The sequence below is a fragment of the Cupriavidus sp. PB-02 genome, from assembly GCF_058252315.1.
In genome coordinates this window covers 486,477-501,997 of the sequence record NZ_JBXPSX010000003.1, presented here as the reverse complement: position 1 = coordinate 501,997, position 15,521 = coordinate 486,477, and the positions used below count along the sequence as shown (strand labels likewise).

General features: G+C 59.1%; 13 protein-coding genes and 1 pseudogene. 3 read left to right on the top strand and 11 right to left on the bottom strand.

The window, feature by feature from the left end:
- The first annotated feature begins 11 nt into the window (after positions 1–11).
- Both AC10V3_RS36705 and AC10V3_RS36700 read left to right on the top strand, forming a co-directional pair.
- A complete protein-coding gene (locus AC10V3_RS36705; protein WP_022538173.1) occupies positions 12–1,154 on the top strand; it encodes an acyl-CoA dehydrogenase family protein in 1,143 nt (380 codons plus the stop codon).
- 28 nt (positions 1,155–1,182) lie between these two features.
- The gene (locus AC10V3_RS36700) at positions 1,183–2,838 is read left to right on the top strand and encodes an acyl-CoA synthetase (RefSeq protein WP_022538172.1); all 1,656 of its coding nucleotides are present in this window, start codon (positions 1,183–1,185) and stop codon (positions 2,836–2,838) included.
- A 1,287-nt stretch (positions 2,839–4,125) separates the two neighbouring features.
- Here the strand turns inward: AC10V3_RS36700 and AC10V3_RS36695 are convergent.
- The 10 genes and pseudogenes from AC10V3_RS36695 to AC10V3_RS36650 form a co-directional block, all read right to left on the bottom strand.
- Positions 4,126–4,398, bottom strand: coding sequence for a nuclear transport factor 2 family protein (locus AC10V3_RS36695; protein WP_490924611.1), 273 nt, complete (start codon positions 4,396–4,398; stop codon positions 4,126–4,128).
- A 126-nt stretch (positions 4,399–4,524) separates the two neighbouring features.
- A pseudogene (locus AC10V3_RS36690) lies at positions 4,525–5,313 on the bottom strand (beta-keto acid cleavage family enzyme); the annotation flags it as partial.
- A gap of 6 nt (positions 5,314–5,319) precedes the next feature.
- Positions 5,320–5,490, bottom strand: a complete 171-nt coding sequence (locus AC10V3_RS36685; protein ID WP_490924610.1) for a hypothetical protein — start codon at positions 5,488–5,490, stop codon at positions 5,320–5,322.
- A gap of 308 nt (positions 5,491–5,798) precedes the next feature.
- Positions 5,799–7,199 (bottom strand): amidase, encoded by a 1,401-nt coding sequence (locus AC10V3_RS36680; protein WP_490924609.1) that lies wholly within the window; start codon positions 7,197–7,199, stop codon positions 5,799–5,801.
- 19 nt (positions 7,200–7,218) lie between these two features.
- Positions 7,219–8,349 carry a CobW family GTP-binding protein gene (locus AC10V3_RS36675; protein ID WP_490924608.1) on the bottom strand — a complete coding sequence of 377 codons (1,131 nt, stop codon included), beginning with the start codon at positions 8,347–8,349 and terminating at the stop codon, positions 7,219–7,221.
- Between the two features lie 76 nt (positions 8,350–8,425).
- Positions 8,426–9,127 (bottom strand): cyclase family protein, encoded by a 702-nt coding sequence (locus tag AC10V3_RS36670; protein ID WP_135706913.1) that lies wholly within the window; start codon positions 9,125–9,127, stop codon positions 8,426–8,428.
- A gap of 111 nt (positions 9,128–9,238) precedes the next feature.
- On the bottom strand, positions 9,239–9,970 hold the full coding sequence (locus AC10V3_RS36665; protein ID WP_135706914.1) for an ABC transporter ATP-binding protein: 732 nt from the start codon (positions 9,968–9,970) through the stop codon (positions 9,239–9,241).
- Complete coding sequence (locus tag AC10V3_RS36660) at positions 9,967–11,799, bottom strand: branched-chain amino acid ABC transporter ATP-binding protein/permease (RefSeq protein WP_135706915.1); 1,833 nt, start codon at positions 11,797–11,799, stop codon at positions 9,967–9,969. Before AC10V3_RS36660 ends, AC10V3_RS36665 begins: the two co-directional genes overlap by 4 nt.
- Positions 11,796–12,671 carry a branched-chain amino acid ABC transporter permease gene (locus tag AC10V3_RS36655; RefSeq protein WP_490924607.1) on the bottom strand — a complete coding sequence of 292 codons (876 nt, stop codon included), beginning with the start codon at positions 12,669–12,671 and terminating at the stop codon, positions 11,796–11,798. The genes AC10V3_RS36660 and AC10V3_RS36655 overlap by 4 nt, the downstream gene beginning before the upstream one ends.
- A 112-nt stretch (positions 12,672–12,783) precedes the next feature.
- Complete coding sequence (locus AC10V3_RS36650; RefSeq protein ID WP_490924606.1) at positions 12,784–13,983, bottom strand: ABC transporter substrate-binding protein; 1,200 nt, start codon at positions 13,981–13,983, stop codon at positions 12,784–12,786.
- A gap of 247 nt (positions 13,984–14,230) precedes the next feature.
- On the opposite strand from AC10V3_RS36650, the gene AC10V3_RS36645 reads away from it, so the two are divergent.
- On the top strand, positions 14,231–15,127 hold the full coding sequence (locus AC10V3_RS36645) for an IclR family transcriptional regulator (RefSeq protein ID WP_133092735.1): 897 nt from the start codon (positions 14,231–14,233) through the stop codon (positions 15,125–15,127).
- Here AC10V3_RS36645 and AC10V3_RS36640 read toward each other — a convergent pair.
- Positions 15,079–15,519: a tripartite tricarboxylate transporter substrate-binding protein gene (locus tag AC10V3_RS36640; RefSeq protein WP_490924605.1), complete on the bottom strand. Its 441-nt coding sequence runs from the start codon at positions 15,517–15,519 to the stop codon at positions 15,079–15,081. The genes AC10V3_RS36645 and AC10V3_RS36640 overlap by 49 nt on opposite strands.
- Between the last annotated feature and the right edge of the window lie 2 nt (positions 15,520–15,521).

Sequence of the window (15,521 nt, the reverse complement as noted above, 5' to 3'; positions counted from 1 at the left end):
GGAGAAAGACGATGTCATACATCGCAGAACACCACGAGATTATCCGGCAGGCGGTGCGCCGCTTCGCCGAGGAAGAGATCGCACCGGTCGCCCTCCGGTTGTGGGAGGAGGAGAGTTTTCCCTACGAGATCTGGCGCCGGGCCGGCGAACTGGGCTATATCGGGCTGCCGTACCCCGAGGCCTGGGGAGGCAGCGGCGGCGACTGGCTTGGCTTCGCCATTGCGCTGGAAGAGATCGCCCGCGTCGATTGCGCCGTGGCGGTAGCAATCATGGCCAATTCGACGGCGGCCAGCCTGCTCAACAACTACGGCACCGATGACCAGAAGGCGCGCTTCCTGCGACCGATCCTGGCGGGCACGCAGGTCGGCTGCATTGGCCTGACAGAGCCGAACGCCGGCTCCGATGCCGCCAATATCCAGACCCGCGCAGTGCTGAAGGATGGCTGCTGGGTTATCAATGGCGCCAAGACTTTCATCAGCAACTCGGGTTCCGATATCACCGGCCCGATCGTCATCGCGGCGGTGACGGGAATCCGGCCCGACGGGCGCAAGGAGATATCGAACTTCATCGTGCCGAACGGTACGCCCGGCTTCAGCCATGGCAAGAAGCTGCACAAGATCGGCTGGCGCGGATCGACCACATTCGAGCTGTTCTTCGAGGACTGCGCCATTCCTGCCAACCACCTGCTCGGCGAGGTCGGGGCCGGTCTCCGGCAGACCTTGTCACAGGTGAGCACCGGCCGCATCCTCATCGGAACGCTGGGCTTGGGCATCCTGCAGGGCTCGCTGGAACGCTCTGTCCGCTACATGAGCGAGCGCACAGCGTTCGGCAAGACCCTCGACCAGTTCCAGTCGCTGCAGTTCAAGCTGGCCGACATGGCGACCCACGCGCACGCTGCCCGCCTGATGCTCTACGACTCTGCGGTGGCCAAGGACGAGGGGCGGCCCTACGATCGGCAGGCCTCGATGGCAAAGCTCTTCGCAACCGAGAAGGCCATGGAGGCGGCCCACCAGGCCGTGCAGATCCACGGCGGCAACGGGATCATGACGGAGTACGCGGTATCCCGCGCGTTCGGGGATGCCAAGGTGCTCGAGATCGTTGAGGGGACCTCCGAGATCCAGCGGATGATCATCTCCCGCGACGTAACGCGCTGACGCACAGCTCCAGCCAGTGAGGCAATCCATGGAACACGTCGTACACAGCGGGGATGGGCTGGAGCGCAGCCCGGTCAACTTCGTGCCCCTGACACCGATCTCCTTCCTGCGCAGGACGGCCGAGGTCTACCCTGAGCGTACAGCCATCGTCTACGGCGAGCGCCGCACGAGCTGGCGGGCAATGCTGGACCGCAGCAGCCGCCTCGCGTCGGCGCTGGTGGCCGCCGGCGTCAGGACTGGCGATACGGTGGCAGTGATGGCCGCCAACACGCCGGAGATGCTGGAGATGCATTTCGGCGTGCCCATGAGCGGCGCCATGCTGAACACGCTTAACGTGCGCCTGGACGCGGCCGCCATCGCCTTCATGCTCAGGCACGCGGATGCGAAGGTGCTGGTCACCGACACGGAGTACGCGGACGTAGTTGAAGCCGCACTGGCGCTGCTCGACTACAAGCCGCTGATGATCGATATCGTCGATCCTGCCGTCGAAGGGGGCCGCAGGCTGGCGGAGATCGAATACGAGGGCTTCCTGGCCGGGGGCGATCCGCATTGGGAGGGCGGCGAGCCCGCCGACGAATGGCAGGCCATCGCCCTCAACTACACCTCCGGCACCACGGGCAACCCAAAGGGCGTGATCTACCACCATCGCGGCGCCTATCTGGCTGCGCTGTCGAACATGCTCGACTGGGGCATGCCCCGGCACGCCGTCTTCCTGTGGACGCTACCGCTGTTCCACTGCAATGGCTGGTGCTTCGCCTGGACGCTGGCGGCCAACGCCGGTACCAGCGTCTGCCTGCGGCGGGTGGATGCTGCCGCCGTGCTCGATGCGATTCGCGAGCACCAGGTCACGCATTACTGCGGGGCGCCGATCGTGCATGCGATGCTTGCCCACGCACCCGAAGCGTGGAAGGCGGGCATCGACCATCCGGTCCACGGACTCATCGGCGGCGCCCCCCCGCCGATCCCGGTGATCGAAGGCCTGATGCGCATGGGGATCAGGATCACCCAGATCTACGGGCTGACCGAGGTCTACGGCCCCGCGGCGGTTTGCGTGGAGCAGCCCGAATGGGAGGAACTCGGCATCGGTGCGCTGGCGGAACGAAAAGGACGGCAAGGCGTCCGCTACACCGCACAGGAAGGCATGGCCGTGCTGCATCCCGAAACCCTTGTGCCGGTGCCGGGGGACGGGAAGACCATCGGCGAAGTCATGTTCCGCGGCAACATGACGATGAAGGGCTACCTGAAGAACCCCGAGGCCACGGCGGAAGCTTTTGCCGGCGGCTGGTTCCACTCGGGTGACCTCGCAGTCGTCTGCCCGGATGGCTATGTACAGATCCGGGACCGTTCCAAGGACGTCATCATTTCGGGCGGAGAGAATATCAACTCACTGGAGGTTGAAGAGGTGCTCTACCGGCACCCTGCGGTGCGCGTGGCAGCCGTCGTCGCCCAGCCGGACGAGCGTTGGGGGGAGACGCCATGCGCCTTTGTCGAAGTCGTCGATGGCGCTAGGATCGGCGAGCGCGAACTGATCGAACATTGCCGCGCCCATTTGGCGCACTTCAAGGCGCCGAAGAAAGTAGTCATCGGCCACCTTCCCAGGACGTCGACCGGCAAGATCCAGAAGTTCCTCCTCAGGCAACGAGCAAGCTCCGGCGCTCCCTGGCCCGGCCACGTACAGGCGTGAGTTCCCCCGTGAATGTGTTTCGGTGGCCGGCCGAGCCTGCTCTCCACATTCGGGATATCCGAGAGCGCCCGGTCGTGGCGGAGCAGAAGACTTGTGTCCGGCATCGCATTGGGAGCGAAGACCGGTTGATCGACCGCCTTGGCGACATCTTGCGCGAGATGCATGACTGGCGCGGTGCTACAGCACGGCAGGCACGGCACCTGTCCAGGCGTCACGGTATCGGCTACCAGGCCGCGCTGCTCTTCCTCTATCGCGCGGAGATGCGTTCAGCGTGCCCGAGGCGCATGGTGATCTGTCTAGCTGCGGCGGTGGAACTTGGCATTGACTTGAGCGGCTTCCCACCTGGATGCAGGATCGAAGAGGCGGAGTTGTCTTCGGAACTTCGGGTCATGTATTGGGCGGCCTTACGGAGGGGCGCAGGGCGGAAATGGAGGCAGTGGCCGGGTGATGGCGCCGGACAAGTATGAGTACAGGGTAATTTCGGATAGTGGTCGGCTGAATCCGCGGTGGTAGGCGGCCGTAGTCATGGCAACCTGTGAAGTTGCTCCGATCCTTTTCTGCCGTTGACGCGCTGATTGCCGAACGACTGAAATGGCGACCGTCTACCGAAGCAGCATTAGGGCGGATGACCGTTGGACTCGGATAGCCGTCATCGTGTTGAGGAAGATTCGAATGGCGCAGAAGGGTCGCTCTGAGACCCTCGCCTCAGGATCAGGAGCGCCGACACTGGCTCCCACGTATTGGCGTGGCCCGCCTTTGGCTCCGCCCCGCCCGCGATTGTCGTCGGGGCTCCGGGGGCTGGAGTGAACGCCAGAACCGGTGCTGTCTATCCCGACGTTGGAACAGGCTACATCGTGCCTAGCACCGGCCAATTCGTTCGGAAGGTCGAGCAATAGCCCCGTGCACCGTCGCCCGGCCATAAGACGAGCGGGTCATCGCGTCGGTACTTAGGACGTGAGTTAGCCGCCAGCTTTCCGGCGCTGTGCGCTCCAGCGCCGGAAATTCGTCTCGCACGCCTCCTAAACGAACCATGCCCGTGCCACCGACGGCGGCTGGCGCGATCGGGCTAGGCCCTGGGCGGGCACGATGGACAAACTGGTGTGGCCGCCTACGCTGGTCATCAGGATGCGGCGCGCGCGGCGAAGGTGATACGAGGTGCGAGGCGGTTGATGAGCCAATCTCCACGGTCACTGCATGCCAGTTCGCATTCCACGTCAGCCAACAGGGCTGGCACTACTTTGTCCAAGGGGAGCGTTGGCGCTGCACCCTGGTCGGAGCGATAGACCGTCAGACCGAAGGCCACTTTAGCCACGGATCCGCCATGCTCCAGGACAACAAAATGCTGACATAGTGTCGAGTGAACAGCGTTGCGGACCGCTTGCTCAGGGAAGCAAGGATCTGTTCTTGCCCGAGCAGTGCATGACTGCCATGATCCCAAATGCCATCTGGCATGAAGCACTCGGATACGCCAGGATAGTCTTGTCGGTCGAGGGCGTGATACATGCGGATCACCGTTTGCTCGCCGCCAATGACAAGGGAAAGATTCTCTGGGTCGTTCATGGTTCCATTACCTGAAATGCCACGCCGAAGCCGAACGGCGCCAGCATGACCCGTCCGGAAGAACGCACGACTGGCGCGCAAGAACTGTGCTTTGGGGAGGCGAAGCCCCCCAGGACTGACGCTTGGTTAGGCCACCTTCTTCAGGAAGCCTTGTTGCGCGCCCTTGCGATTGGGCGCGAAGCCGTTTTCCTGCAGTGTTTCCTCCACCGTGTCATAGAACACGCCGATCTTGCACATTTCGCGCGCTTGCTGGGCGGTCGCGATCGGGCGACTCATCTCTCGCGAGATACGCACCAGTTGCTCGATCTGGGCCACCGTACCCATTTTCTCGGTACGGGTCTGGTTCCAGAGCGTGTCTTCCGTGCCGCAGCGAACATGCAGCCCCATCGCAATACCAATCGTGTTCACCGGGAGTACATTGAGTACCGAGCTTTCCACCGTCAACACAGCGCCATCCGGCACGGCGCGCACGAAGTTGGCCAAGCTATAGATACTCGGCGAGTCCATGCCCCCGCCGATTGCTACCCAGTTCATGACCAACGGGCCCTTGTAGATCCCGCGGCGCATCAGTCGTTCGACCGACTCGAAGCTGTTGATGTTGTAGCACTGGAACGCACTCTGGATGCCCGCCGCGCTCAGGCGGCGGATGTGCTCCTCCGCCCAGCCCGGCTGCGCCGGCACGGTCATCTCTTTGTAGGCATTGAAGACCGCCGGGTCTTCCATTGAACTGCCCACGATGTCGCGATGATCAAACTGCTCGAGGATGTTCATCTGTGACGTATTTACGGTCACCGTAACCTGGTCGGGCGTCGGGTCGAGTTCGGCCAGCATGTGGCGCGTATCGTCCGACAGCCACTTTGCCGCCGCGCCTTCCGTTTCCGGAGCGAAGCTGATCGAGCCGCCGACCTGGATGACCCTGCGCTACAGCGTCTCCGAAATTATCCGAACTGCCAACGACGTGGAGAGCAGCAGGCCGAGGTAGATTCCTCGGCCCCTCTTCAAGCGAGTAGGGATATGCGCGCCAACGCGCGTCACCAGGTCCATGTAGGCACCGATATTTACCTTGTGCCGGCCATCACTGGTGGCTTCCATTTGCAACTCCACTGAAGACACAATTCACCCCCATCCTCTGATTGCTTCACGCTCGGACTTTTTAGGCCTCGACCTCTGACACATTCGATAGCGAATATATGCGAAAATAAACCTAATTCATTGTGAACCACTTAATAACGCATCTTTTATTCAGAAGTAGCCGTTCTTCGCGGGCAACATTACCTGCCCTATTTCCGAGCATTGCGACTGCACCACTTGCCAATATCGTCCTCTGAAAATTCGCCTGGCGGAGTTGTGTCGCGCTTCTGGACGTTGGTTCGGTGCTTGGCTTTATTAAAGATTGATCTTCAGAGACAAGGCGGCCTTATATTCCCCCATGGATTCTCCATTTCAAATGCTGATGCCGCTCGGAAAATGTCAGTCTCAGAATTGATCCTCGATACCAATTGAAGTCCCACTGGCAAGCCTGCCGATGTGAACCCTACTGGTAGTGACGCGGCTGGTTGCCCGGTGAGGTTGAACGGGTATGTGTAGTACTGCCAGGTGCAGGGATTTCGTCCCGCAAACTGAGGCGGTACGTCCACATTCACCGGGAACGCCGGCACGGGCGCTGTAGGCGTGAGGAGCAAATCGAACGACTCGAACATCGCGCGGATCCTTTCGCGAAACTCGTAGCGCGCGAACACTTTCGTGTAGTACTGCAGTAGCGTCTGGTCGAGCGCCTTGTCGAGAAGTGATGCCACGGCCGGATCGAGGATCTCCCGCGACTCGCTCAGTGTGCCGTTCAACCGTGTCCCCACTCCCGCATAGAATTCCGCCATCCAGAGCTGGTCCGGGTCTGGGCCAATTCCTTCCGGCAGTTCGACAACCTCGCATCCCAACTTCTCAAAAACCCTCACCGCGGATTCGCAGAGACTCAAGACCTCTTGGTCGGGCTTCGCGTAACCGAGCGTGGGGCTCCATGCCAATCGCATGCCTTTGACTGGGAGATCGCAGGCTTGAAGCCACGCCGGCACGGGAGCGGCGACCGAGAACGGATCGCGCCCATCTTGCCCAGCGATTGCCGACAATAGGAGAGCCGCGTCTCTAACGGTACGCGCCAGAGGACCGACATGCGCCAGCGTTGGTGTGGCTGAGGCGGGGAACACCGGCACGCGCCCAAACTGAGCCTTGATGCCAAACAGGCCGGTAAGTGCCGCAGGCTCGCGGATCGATCCACCGCCATCGGTACCCAGTGCGAATGGTGTAACGCCAGCCGCCACGCTGGCAGCCGCACCGCAACTTGATCCGCCCGGCGTACACTCAGTATTCCACGGATTTCGCGTCACGCCCGTGAGCGGAGAATCCCCGACAGCCTTGCACCCGAATTCGCTCGTAGTCGTGGTTCCCACTATGCACGCGCCCGCCTGCTTGATGCGCCCTACGGCCGGCGCATCCGTCTTCGCAATGTTGCTGGCCATCGAGCGCGAGCCGAACGTCTGCCTCACACCGCCCACGGAGATGAGATCCTTGACCGAGATGGGCAATCCGTGGAGCAGGCCCACGGGCTCCCCGGCCATCAGAGCCCTTTCTGCCGACCTGGCAGCGTCCATAGCCAGGTCAGGCGTTCTGGTCACGAAGCAGTTCAACAGCGGCTCGACCGCTTCCAGGCGTGTCAGACACTCCTTCATGACCTCGACCGGTGAAACAGCCTTGCTCAGGATTGCCTCGCGCAGATGAAGTGCCGAGGAATATGCGTAGTCCTGCATGGTTAGCTTTCTCTTCGACTTAAATCAGACCCAGCGCTCGATCAAGCTGAGGCTCCGTACTCGCGACGCACTGTTCGAATTGCGCCAGGATCTGGTCCTTTGCAAGGCTGCGACCGATGAGCACGACACGGGTTTCCGCCTCGCTACGCGGCCAATCCTCTGCATAGGTCAGCGGACTGAATACACTTTGAACTCCCTGCAGAATGACCGGCTTGTCGATCTCAAAGAAATTTAGCAATCCCTTTACCCGATACAGGTTGCTGCCGTACGTCTCTACCTGATGAGCGAGGAACCTCATCACCTTGTCATAGGAGAGTGGACGCGGCTCTCGAATACTGATTGAGGCAATATCGGCAAGGTGAGATAGACTCGGATCATGCTCATGCACATGCCCGGTTACGCACTCTGTGCAGGAGGCGTCGTGCTGATGCTCATGGCCGCCATGACTGGCGTGGTGGGCACGCTCTGCGCCAATCCATGTTGCGATCGCGGACTGCTTGGTATTCGGATCAAACAAGTCGAGGCCAAGGAGCGCGTTCGCCCGCAGGTTTCCAAAGGAAGCGACCTCCTTAGGCGACAACGGATTCAGGCGATTGACAATCTCATGGGCGCGCTTTCGCTGACGATCAGTAGCCAGGTCGCTCTTGGTGAGCACCAGCTTATCGGCGAGAGCAACCTGCCTCATCGCTTCCTGCGAGCCTTCGACCTGGCTCTCGATGTGCACCACATCCACCAGCGTCACGATTGCGTCCAGACGGTAGGTCAGACTTAGCGACATATCCGTGTAGAAGGCCTGCGCAAGCGGGGTCGGGTCTGCAAGGCCCGTGGTCTCAATGATAATGCGCTCGAAGTCGACTTTTGGTTCTACGAGGCCCGCCTTACGCATATAGAGCTTGTACAAGGCTCCGATGAGATCGTCCTTACTGGAGCAGCAGATACAGCCGTTGCTGAGTTCCAGCATATCGTCTGACGACCTGGCGATCAGGTCCCCATCGATTCCAATCTCGCCAAACTCGTTGACAATGACGGCGATGCGACCGCTCGAGGGATCTGACAGGATGCGATTGAGCAGCGTTGTCTTGCCTGCACCTAGAAATCCTGTCAGCAGCGTGATGGGAATCCGCTGGTCGTTGTTGCTCGCTTCGGTCATGGTCTTGTATCTCCGCTGCTTGGGAGGCAGCAAGCGATTTGCTGCCTCCCCTGTCATTTAGACTGTGTTCCTATGCTCAGGCATCGAGAACGGCCCAGGCCCGGACCGGCGAACCGCTGCCCTGATGGATCTTGAGAGGCGGGCCATAGAACATGAATTCCTTCTTTCCGACCAGTTCCTCGAGATTCACGAGCCACTCGTAGTGGGTAATGCCACGATCTCGGCAAACGCGATGGCTAGGGAACAGGTTATGAGAGGGCTTGTCGGTGGACGGCCCCTCGACGCCGTGCAGCTTGGATCCCCGGTCAGCCAGCCAGTGCGTAGCTTCCGCGGTCAGGCCAGGATTGGTCCAGACCACCTCAACATTCGGGTAGTGGCGCTTATGGAGGCCGGTGTTCATCAGTACGATATGACCGTCTACCTTCACCCCTGCCTTCTCTTCCGCTTCCTCCAAATCCTTAACGTCAATATCGCCAAGGTCCGGGATGTGGGTCAGATCGAAGCAGACTGCCTTCCCCATGAACATATCCAGAGGCATTTCGTCCACGGGCAAGCCGTCCGGATTGGTGTGATAGAACGCATCCACGTGCGTCGCGATATGATCGATCGTAGCGATGAACGTCGTGGCGAACGTCATCTTGTCTTCCGGCACGCCCAAGCCAAAGGACTGTGTCTTTTGATGCGTCAGATGCGGCGTGACGATCGGACGCTGGAACAGCTTGTGCGCCGGCATGTTGTCAGACAGCGTCAGCGTCAGGTCAACGATACGTTGTGGCATTTCCCTTCTCCTTTCTTACTCTCAGTGAAAACACGTGAATTCCTCTTACCGACCGGTCGGCCGATACAGCGGTGATTCGACAATCCAATAGGACCAATAGGGCGGCAGACTTCAAGCTGCCTTTCCCAGGTATGCCTCCATCACCGCCGGGTTTCCGGCGAGTTGTGCCGACGGACCACTCATGGTGATGCGACCGTTCTCCATCACGTAAGCACGAGTGGTTACGGAAAGTGCCTGCACGGCCAGTTGTTCGACGAGCAGAATTGCCAAGCCCTGCCGGTTCAACTCTTTCAAGACCGGAAATAGAAAGTCGAGGACCTTGGGCGCTAGACCGAGAGATACTTCGTCGATCATCAACAACCTGGGCTTGGACAATAGCCCCCGACCAATCGCAAGCATTTGCTGCTCGCCACCCGAGAGGGAACCTGCAGCTTGCAATCGCCGTTCCTTCAAGCGTGGAAAGAGGTCGTAGATCCTGTCGATATCTCCCCGCAGGGACGCGACGCCCTTTCGCTGAGCGTGTATGTAGCCACCGAGGATGAGATTGTCTTCCACGGTCTGATCCGCGAAAACGTAACGCCCCTCTGGTACCATCGCGATTCCGCACGCAACCATTTCGTGCGGACCACGGCCATGCACCTGCTTCCCTGCAAAAGTAATGGCGCCGGCAACCGGCTTCACGACCCCCGCGATGGCCTTGAGAGTTGAGCTCTTGCCAGCGCCATTTGATCCGATGATGCCGACGAACTCGCCCTCGTGAACTTCGAGGGAAACCGCACGTGCCGCTTCGATCCGTCCATAGTTCACGGATACGCTATCAAGTTTCAATAAGGGGTTGCTCATGACCGCACCTCCAGCGCAGGCTCAGGATCTTCCTGTGACTTGCTTGAGCCAAAATAGGCTTCAATCACGGCAGGATTGTTTCGGACTTCGGCCACCGGCCCCGACGCGATTACTTTTCCGTAATCCAGGACGGTCACATGGTCCGAAACAGCCATGATCATGTCCACATGGTGCTCGACAAGAATCATCGTCATGTGACGTGCGGCAAGGTCCCGGATCAGTCCACTGAGGCTTTCGATTTCGCCGTGCGTAAGGCCCGCTGCAGGCTCGTCAAGCAAGAGAAGCTTGGGTGATAGAGCAAGCGCTCGCGCAATCTCCAGCCGTCTCTGGTGACCAAACGGGAGGTTCTTGGCCAGTTCATCTGCAAAGCCCGCGAGTCCGACGTACTCAAGTAGAACCTGCGCCTCGTCCTGGAACCGCTTCTCATCACGAAAGAAGCTAGGCATCCTGAACAAGGTCGAGAGCAATCCGCTTTCAAAGCGCGTGTGATAGCCGACCAAAACATTCTCGAGAACTGTCATGTTGCCGAATAGCTCCGTGTTCTGGAAGGTTCGTGCCAGCCCCATTCTTGCGAGTTCGTGGCTCACCTTTCTAGTGGCTGAGACACCCAGGAATTCAATCTCCCCGCCGGTTGGTGCGTAGAATCCGGATACACAGTTGATGAACGTCGACTTACCTGCACCATTGGGGCCAATGACGGCGTGAACCTGCCCTGCCCTGAGAACTTCACTGACGTTATCGTTGGCAACCAGGCCGCCAAATGCCATCGTCAGTCCCTTTGTCTTCAGGCAGACCGCGCCTCGTTGCGCATCGACCTGCAGCATTGTGTTGATACGCGTGCCGAGCCGCGGCCACTCCTCGGATGCACGGCTAACGGAAGCGCGAAACCGACCGCGAAGATTGGAGAGGGTACCGACGACGCCCAACGGGAGACAGAACATGACCAGCGCGAGAAGCGCGCCGTAGGCGAAACGTTGCCACTCCCCGAAAGCCTGCAGGTACTCCGGAAGGAACGTCAGAACGCTCGCGCCCAGTACCGGCCCAACGATGGTTCCCGAGCCACCGAGAATAACCATCAGGAGGAATCGGACCGAGTCGTCAAATCTGAACGTGTCGGGGTTGACGTACAGATTCAGATAGGCATACAGACCGCCAGCCATTCCGGCAAAAGCTGCAGCAATGACAAACGAGAACGTTCGAATGGCAATGGGATTGATGCCCATCGATCGAGCCGCAATTTCGCTCTGACTGACCGCACGCATCGCTCGCCCGAAGCGCGACTTCATAATGTTGTAATGCAGTACGTACGCCGCGAGGAACAGCACTGCAAGTAGATAGAAGTATCCCGTATCGTCCAGCGCTTTACCCAGAAAGGCTGGCCCCGGAATTGCCGAAATCCCGTTTGTTCCACCTGTTACGCCCTGCCACTCAATGGCAACGTTCTCAACAATAATGCCGAATGCGATTGTGATGACGGCAAGATAAACGCCCTTGACACGTACCGTTGGGTAGGCGAGTAATGCGCCGAACAGGGCGGCTACTATCGTCGCAATTACGATTGTGGCGGCGAATCCGACGCCAAGCTTGGCGGCCAGAATCGCGGCTACATAGGCACCGATGGCAAAGAGTCCTGCCTGCCCCAGACTCACCAGTCCCGTGAGGCCTACCAGGATGTTTAGACCAAGTGCGACAAGCGCGTAAATGGTTAGAAGCATCCATATACGCAGCTCATAGGTGTTCGACACAAACTGGGGCAACAAAGCCATCCCTACGCCGAGCGCGCCTACGAGCGAGGGAAACAACAAGGATCTGAGTTTTTCGGCTTTCATACCTTCATGGCCTCCTTCTTGCCAAACACGCCTTGAGGGAACGCGAGCAGCACGAGAATCATGATTGAGAATCCGATGACTTCCCGTGCCGCTGTGCTGATGTAGCCCTCCACGAATTTCTCCATGACGCCGTAGAGCAGACCCGTAATCACTACGCCACGTGCACTCGTGATGCTTGCCATGATCGCAACGGCGAAGCCCTTGAGGCCAATGAGCACGCCCATCGTCGTAGAGACCTGTATGATTGGTCCGACGAGAACCCCTGCGGCACCCCCGAGACCTGCGGCCAAGCCGAAGGAAATGGCAGTGATGCGATTTACGTTGATGCCCATCAGACCCGCTGCCACTCGATTAAATGCAACTGCCCGCATGGCACGACCTAGCACGGTCCGTCGATAGAAAATGTCCAATGCAAGCATGAACAAGACGGCAAAGGCCGGAATGAAGAGCTCTTGAGCGTAGATGCCGGCGCCGAGAATTGAGATGGGCTTGTCTACCCCGGGGGAAGGCAAGGCTCTCGCGAACGATCCGAACTTGATCGTGGCATACGACTCCACCATGATGCCGATCGCAATCGTGGTTAGCATCCAGCCGATCGCCGTACCGTCCTTGTTGAACGGACGAACGGCAAATCGCTCGATTAGCACGCCATAGCCGATGCATACAAGGATTGCTGCAGGGATCCCAAGCACTATTGGGATATTCGCGTCCATAGAGACTACGGCGATCACAGCTCCGACCATTAGGACGTCGCCGTGGGCGAAGTTCACCGATCGACAAGCTGACCACATGATGCAGAACCCCAACCCGATCAGGCTGTAGATCGCCCCGATGGACAGTCCGCTGAGGATGTATTGCACAAAGGAGCTCATTGCAGATCCCTCCTCTTATCCTTTCGGATATACGTTTTAGGAAACTCGGGCAAAAAGAGATCCAGCAGAAGCATCCGAATCAATGCTTCTGTTATGGATAGTTAATGCGCGATTACTTGTAGGGAGTCTGGTCTACCGGCAACAGTGAACCGTTGTACCAAGCAGTGAGCTTGTAGTATTTCTGCTTGATCGCATCGTGCTGCTCTTGCGCCTGTCCGAACGCCGGATCGTAATTCGCCACCAAGCCCTCATATTTGACTCGGTAGAGTGCGTCGCGGACCTTCACACGGTCATAGCTTCCGGCTCCTGCAATAGCCTTTGCGAGGATATGTACGGCGTCGTATGCATTCGCGGTGCCACTCCCCATTTTCAGGTCAGCAGGGCTCTTGACCTTGTATTTGTCGGCGATCTTTTGATACACGGCGGCCGTCCTGGGCTCTTGCTTGCCCATCCAGGAAAAAGTCTGGAAGACCAGCACTCCATTCGCCAACGGGCCGGCGAGTTCGCCCAGGTTCCCGGCCAGTCCCCAGGCGCTGGCGATTACCGGCTTGTACTTGAGCTTGTCCATCCCCCGGAGAATTTGGTTGCCTTCCCGGTCCAACGCAAACATGACGATCGCATCGGCGCCTGCATCCCGCGCCCGGATGAGTTGCGCCGTCATATCCTGGTCGCCCCAGTTGAACGTCTCCATGGCAACGGGACTGATGCCCTTAGCCTGCAAGGCCGCCTTCACGTCGGGAGCGGCCCCATTTCCCCAGCCTGTGTTTTCATAGAAGACAGCAATTTTCTTGCTCGCGGATTTTCGCAGCGCAACATCTGCGAGGTATTGCGCAACCCAACGGTCCTTGGCCGAGACCCGGAACATCCAAGCATTTTTGCCCGAATCGTGCTCGATGATTTTCGTTCCCGCCGCCATGACGCCGACGTAAGGGATGCCGATCTGTTCAATAGGCTCACGCATTGCTAGGGCAACGCCACTATGGTATCCGCCGAGTATGGCGATGCAGTTGTCGGCCATGGCGATGCGCCTGACGTTGTCGACGCCTTTGGGCGGTTGACCGCCGTCGTCATACACCTTGAGCACGAACTTCTTGCCGAGCACACCGCCGCTTGCGTTGATCTCGTCGATCGCGATCTCGGCCCCCATCCGAGCCGCCAGTCCAGTAAAGGCCTGCGGGCCCGTCAGTGCGCCCGACAAGCCAATGCAGGGCTGGCGCTCCTGCGCATGGCCGATTTGGGCGGCCGTCGTACAGATTACAGCGCATGCAACTGCTGTCACTTTGCGAAACGAACTTTTGAATATCGACTTCATTGCAGACTCCCCATTTGTCTCATAACGGTGCAGGAAACTTTCTTTACGCACTCTTTTAAGGCGGTTATTAATGAAACAGTATCTTGTATCCCCGGTTTGGGGCGTCCATGTTGTGGACTCTTTTTAATTGCCACAAAGTTGTTAAAAAGATATCCTTAGGATCAAAGAGTTACAACGCTTCTTGGTAAAAATAGAAGTCCACGATATGGACCATGTGGTTGCGAAAGCATCGAAGGAGACTCTTTAGATGAAAAAGGTGGCCCCTACCCCAGCATTTTCTGAACGTAGTAAAACGTCCGGCACGCAGAGCATCGAACGCGCGGCAAGGATCCTTCGCGAGATCGCTTCCTATAGCGTTCATGGTTTACGCTTAGTTGATTTGTCCAAACAACTCGGTATCGAACGCCCTACCGTCCATCGGATGCTCAACTGCCTGATTCGGGAGGGGTTGGTGATGCAACATGCGACGTCTCGGCGGTACCTGCTGGGATATGGTCTCTTCGAGTTGGGTCTGACCGCGGCCTCTCACTTCAAGCTCTGGCAGCTTTGCGAGCCATCGCTGAAGCGTTTGGCAGACGAGACTGGCGGCATTGCCTTCATGACGATCCGGAGCGGGGCGGACGCCATCTCCGTCGCTCGTGCGGAAGGACGGAACGCCATCAATATCCCGAGTCTGGAGATCGGCGTGCACCGGCCACTGGGAGTCGGGGCGGGAAGCCTTGCGCTGCTCATGTCCCTGCCGGACGATGAAATCGAGCGGATCGTGTGCGCCAACGCGAGGCGTTTGTTCGGCTACGGCAAGCTAAGCGTTCCGCTAATGCTCGAGATTGTCAGAGCCTCCCAGGAGGTTGGGTATGCCGTGCACGATAGCCGCCTCATCGAAGGCGTGAGCGGAGTCGGGATCGTTGTGCATGACAGCCATGGCGCGCCACTCGGAGCAATCAGTATCACGGCCTTGGAAGAACACCTACCTGTCAGCCGCCAGATTGAATTTCTTGCCCTGCTCCGGAAGGAGTCGCGCAAGATTCAGAATCTTGTTCATCAATCGAACTTTGACATGGCCCAATATGCTCATTTGCTCGCAGAAGGTGAGCTTTACAGTACTCGCGCGTTAGAGGTGGAATCCACCATAGCCCACCGCTGAGCGACCGTCTGGTTTTGGAATGGCAACCCGCTACCGTCGGTGCGTCCCACCTGGCCGCCAAGCAGATCGGTGACCATCGGGGCGCTGCCCTTGTAGGGCACCTGCGTAAGGTCGATGCCTGCCAGGCTCTTGAAGTACTCCATGGTCAGGTGATTCGACGTGCCATTGCCCGCCGACGCGTAGTCGAGCTTGCCCGGCTTTGACCTGGCCAACGCCACGAAGTCCTTGAGCGAGCGGATCGGCGAATCCTCGCGAACTGCCAGAAGGTTCGGCGAATAGGCGCCCAGCGCCACCGGCACCAGGTCCCAGGCCGTGTCGTAAGGCAGCTTCTTGTAGAGGTTCCCTTTGACGCGCCGGCCGCGCGGCGCCGCAGCGCCTTGCGGCCCAGCCACCT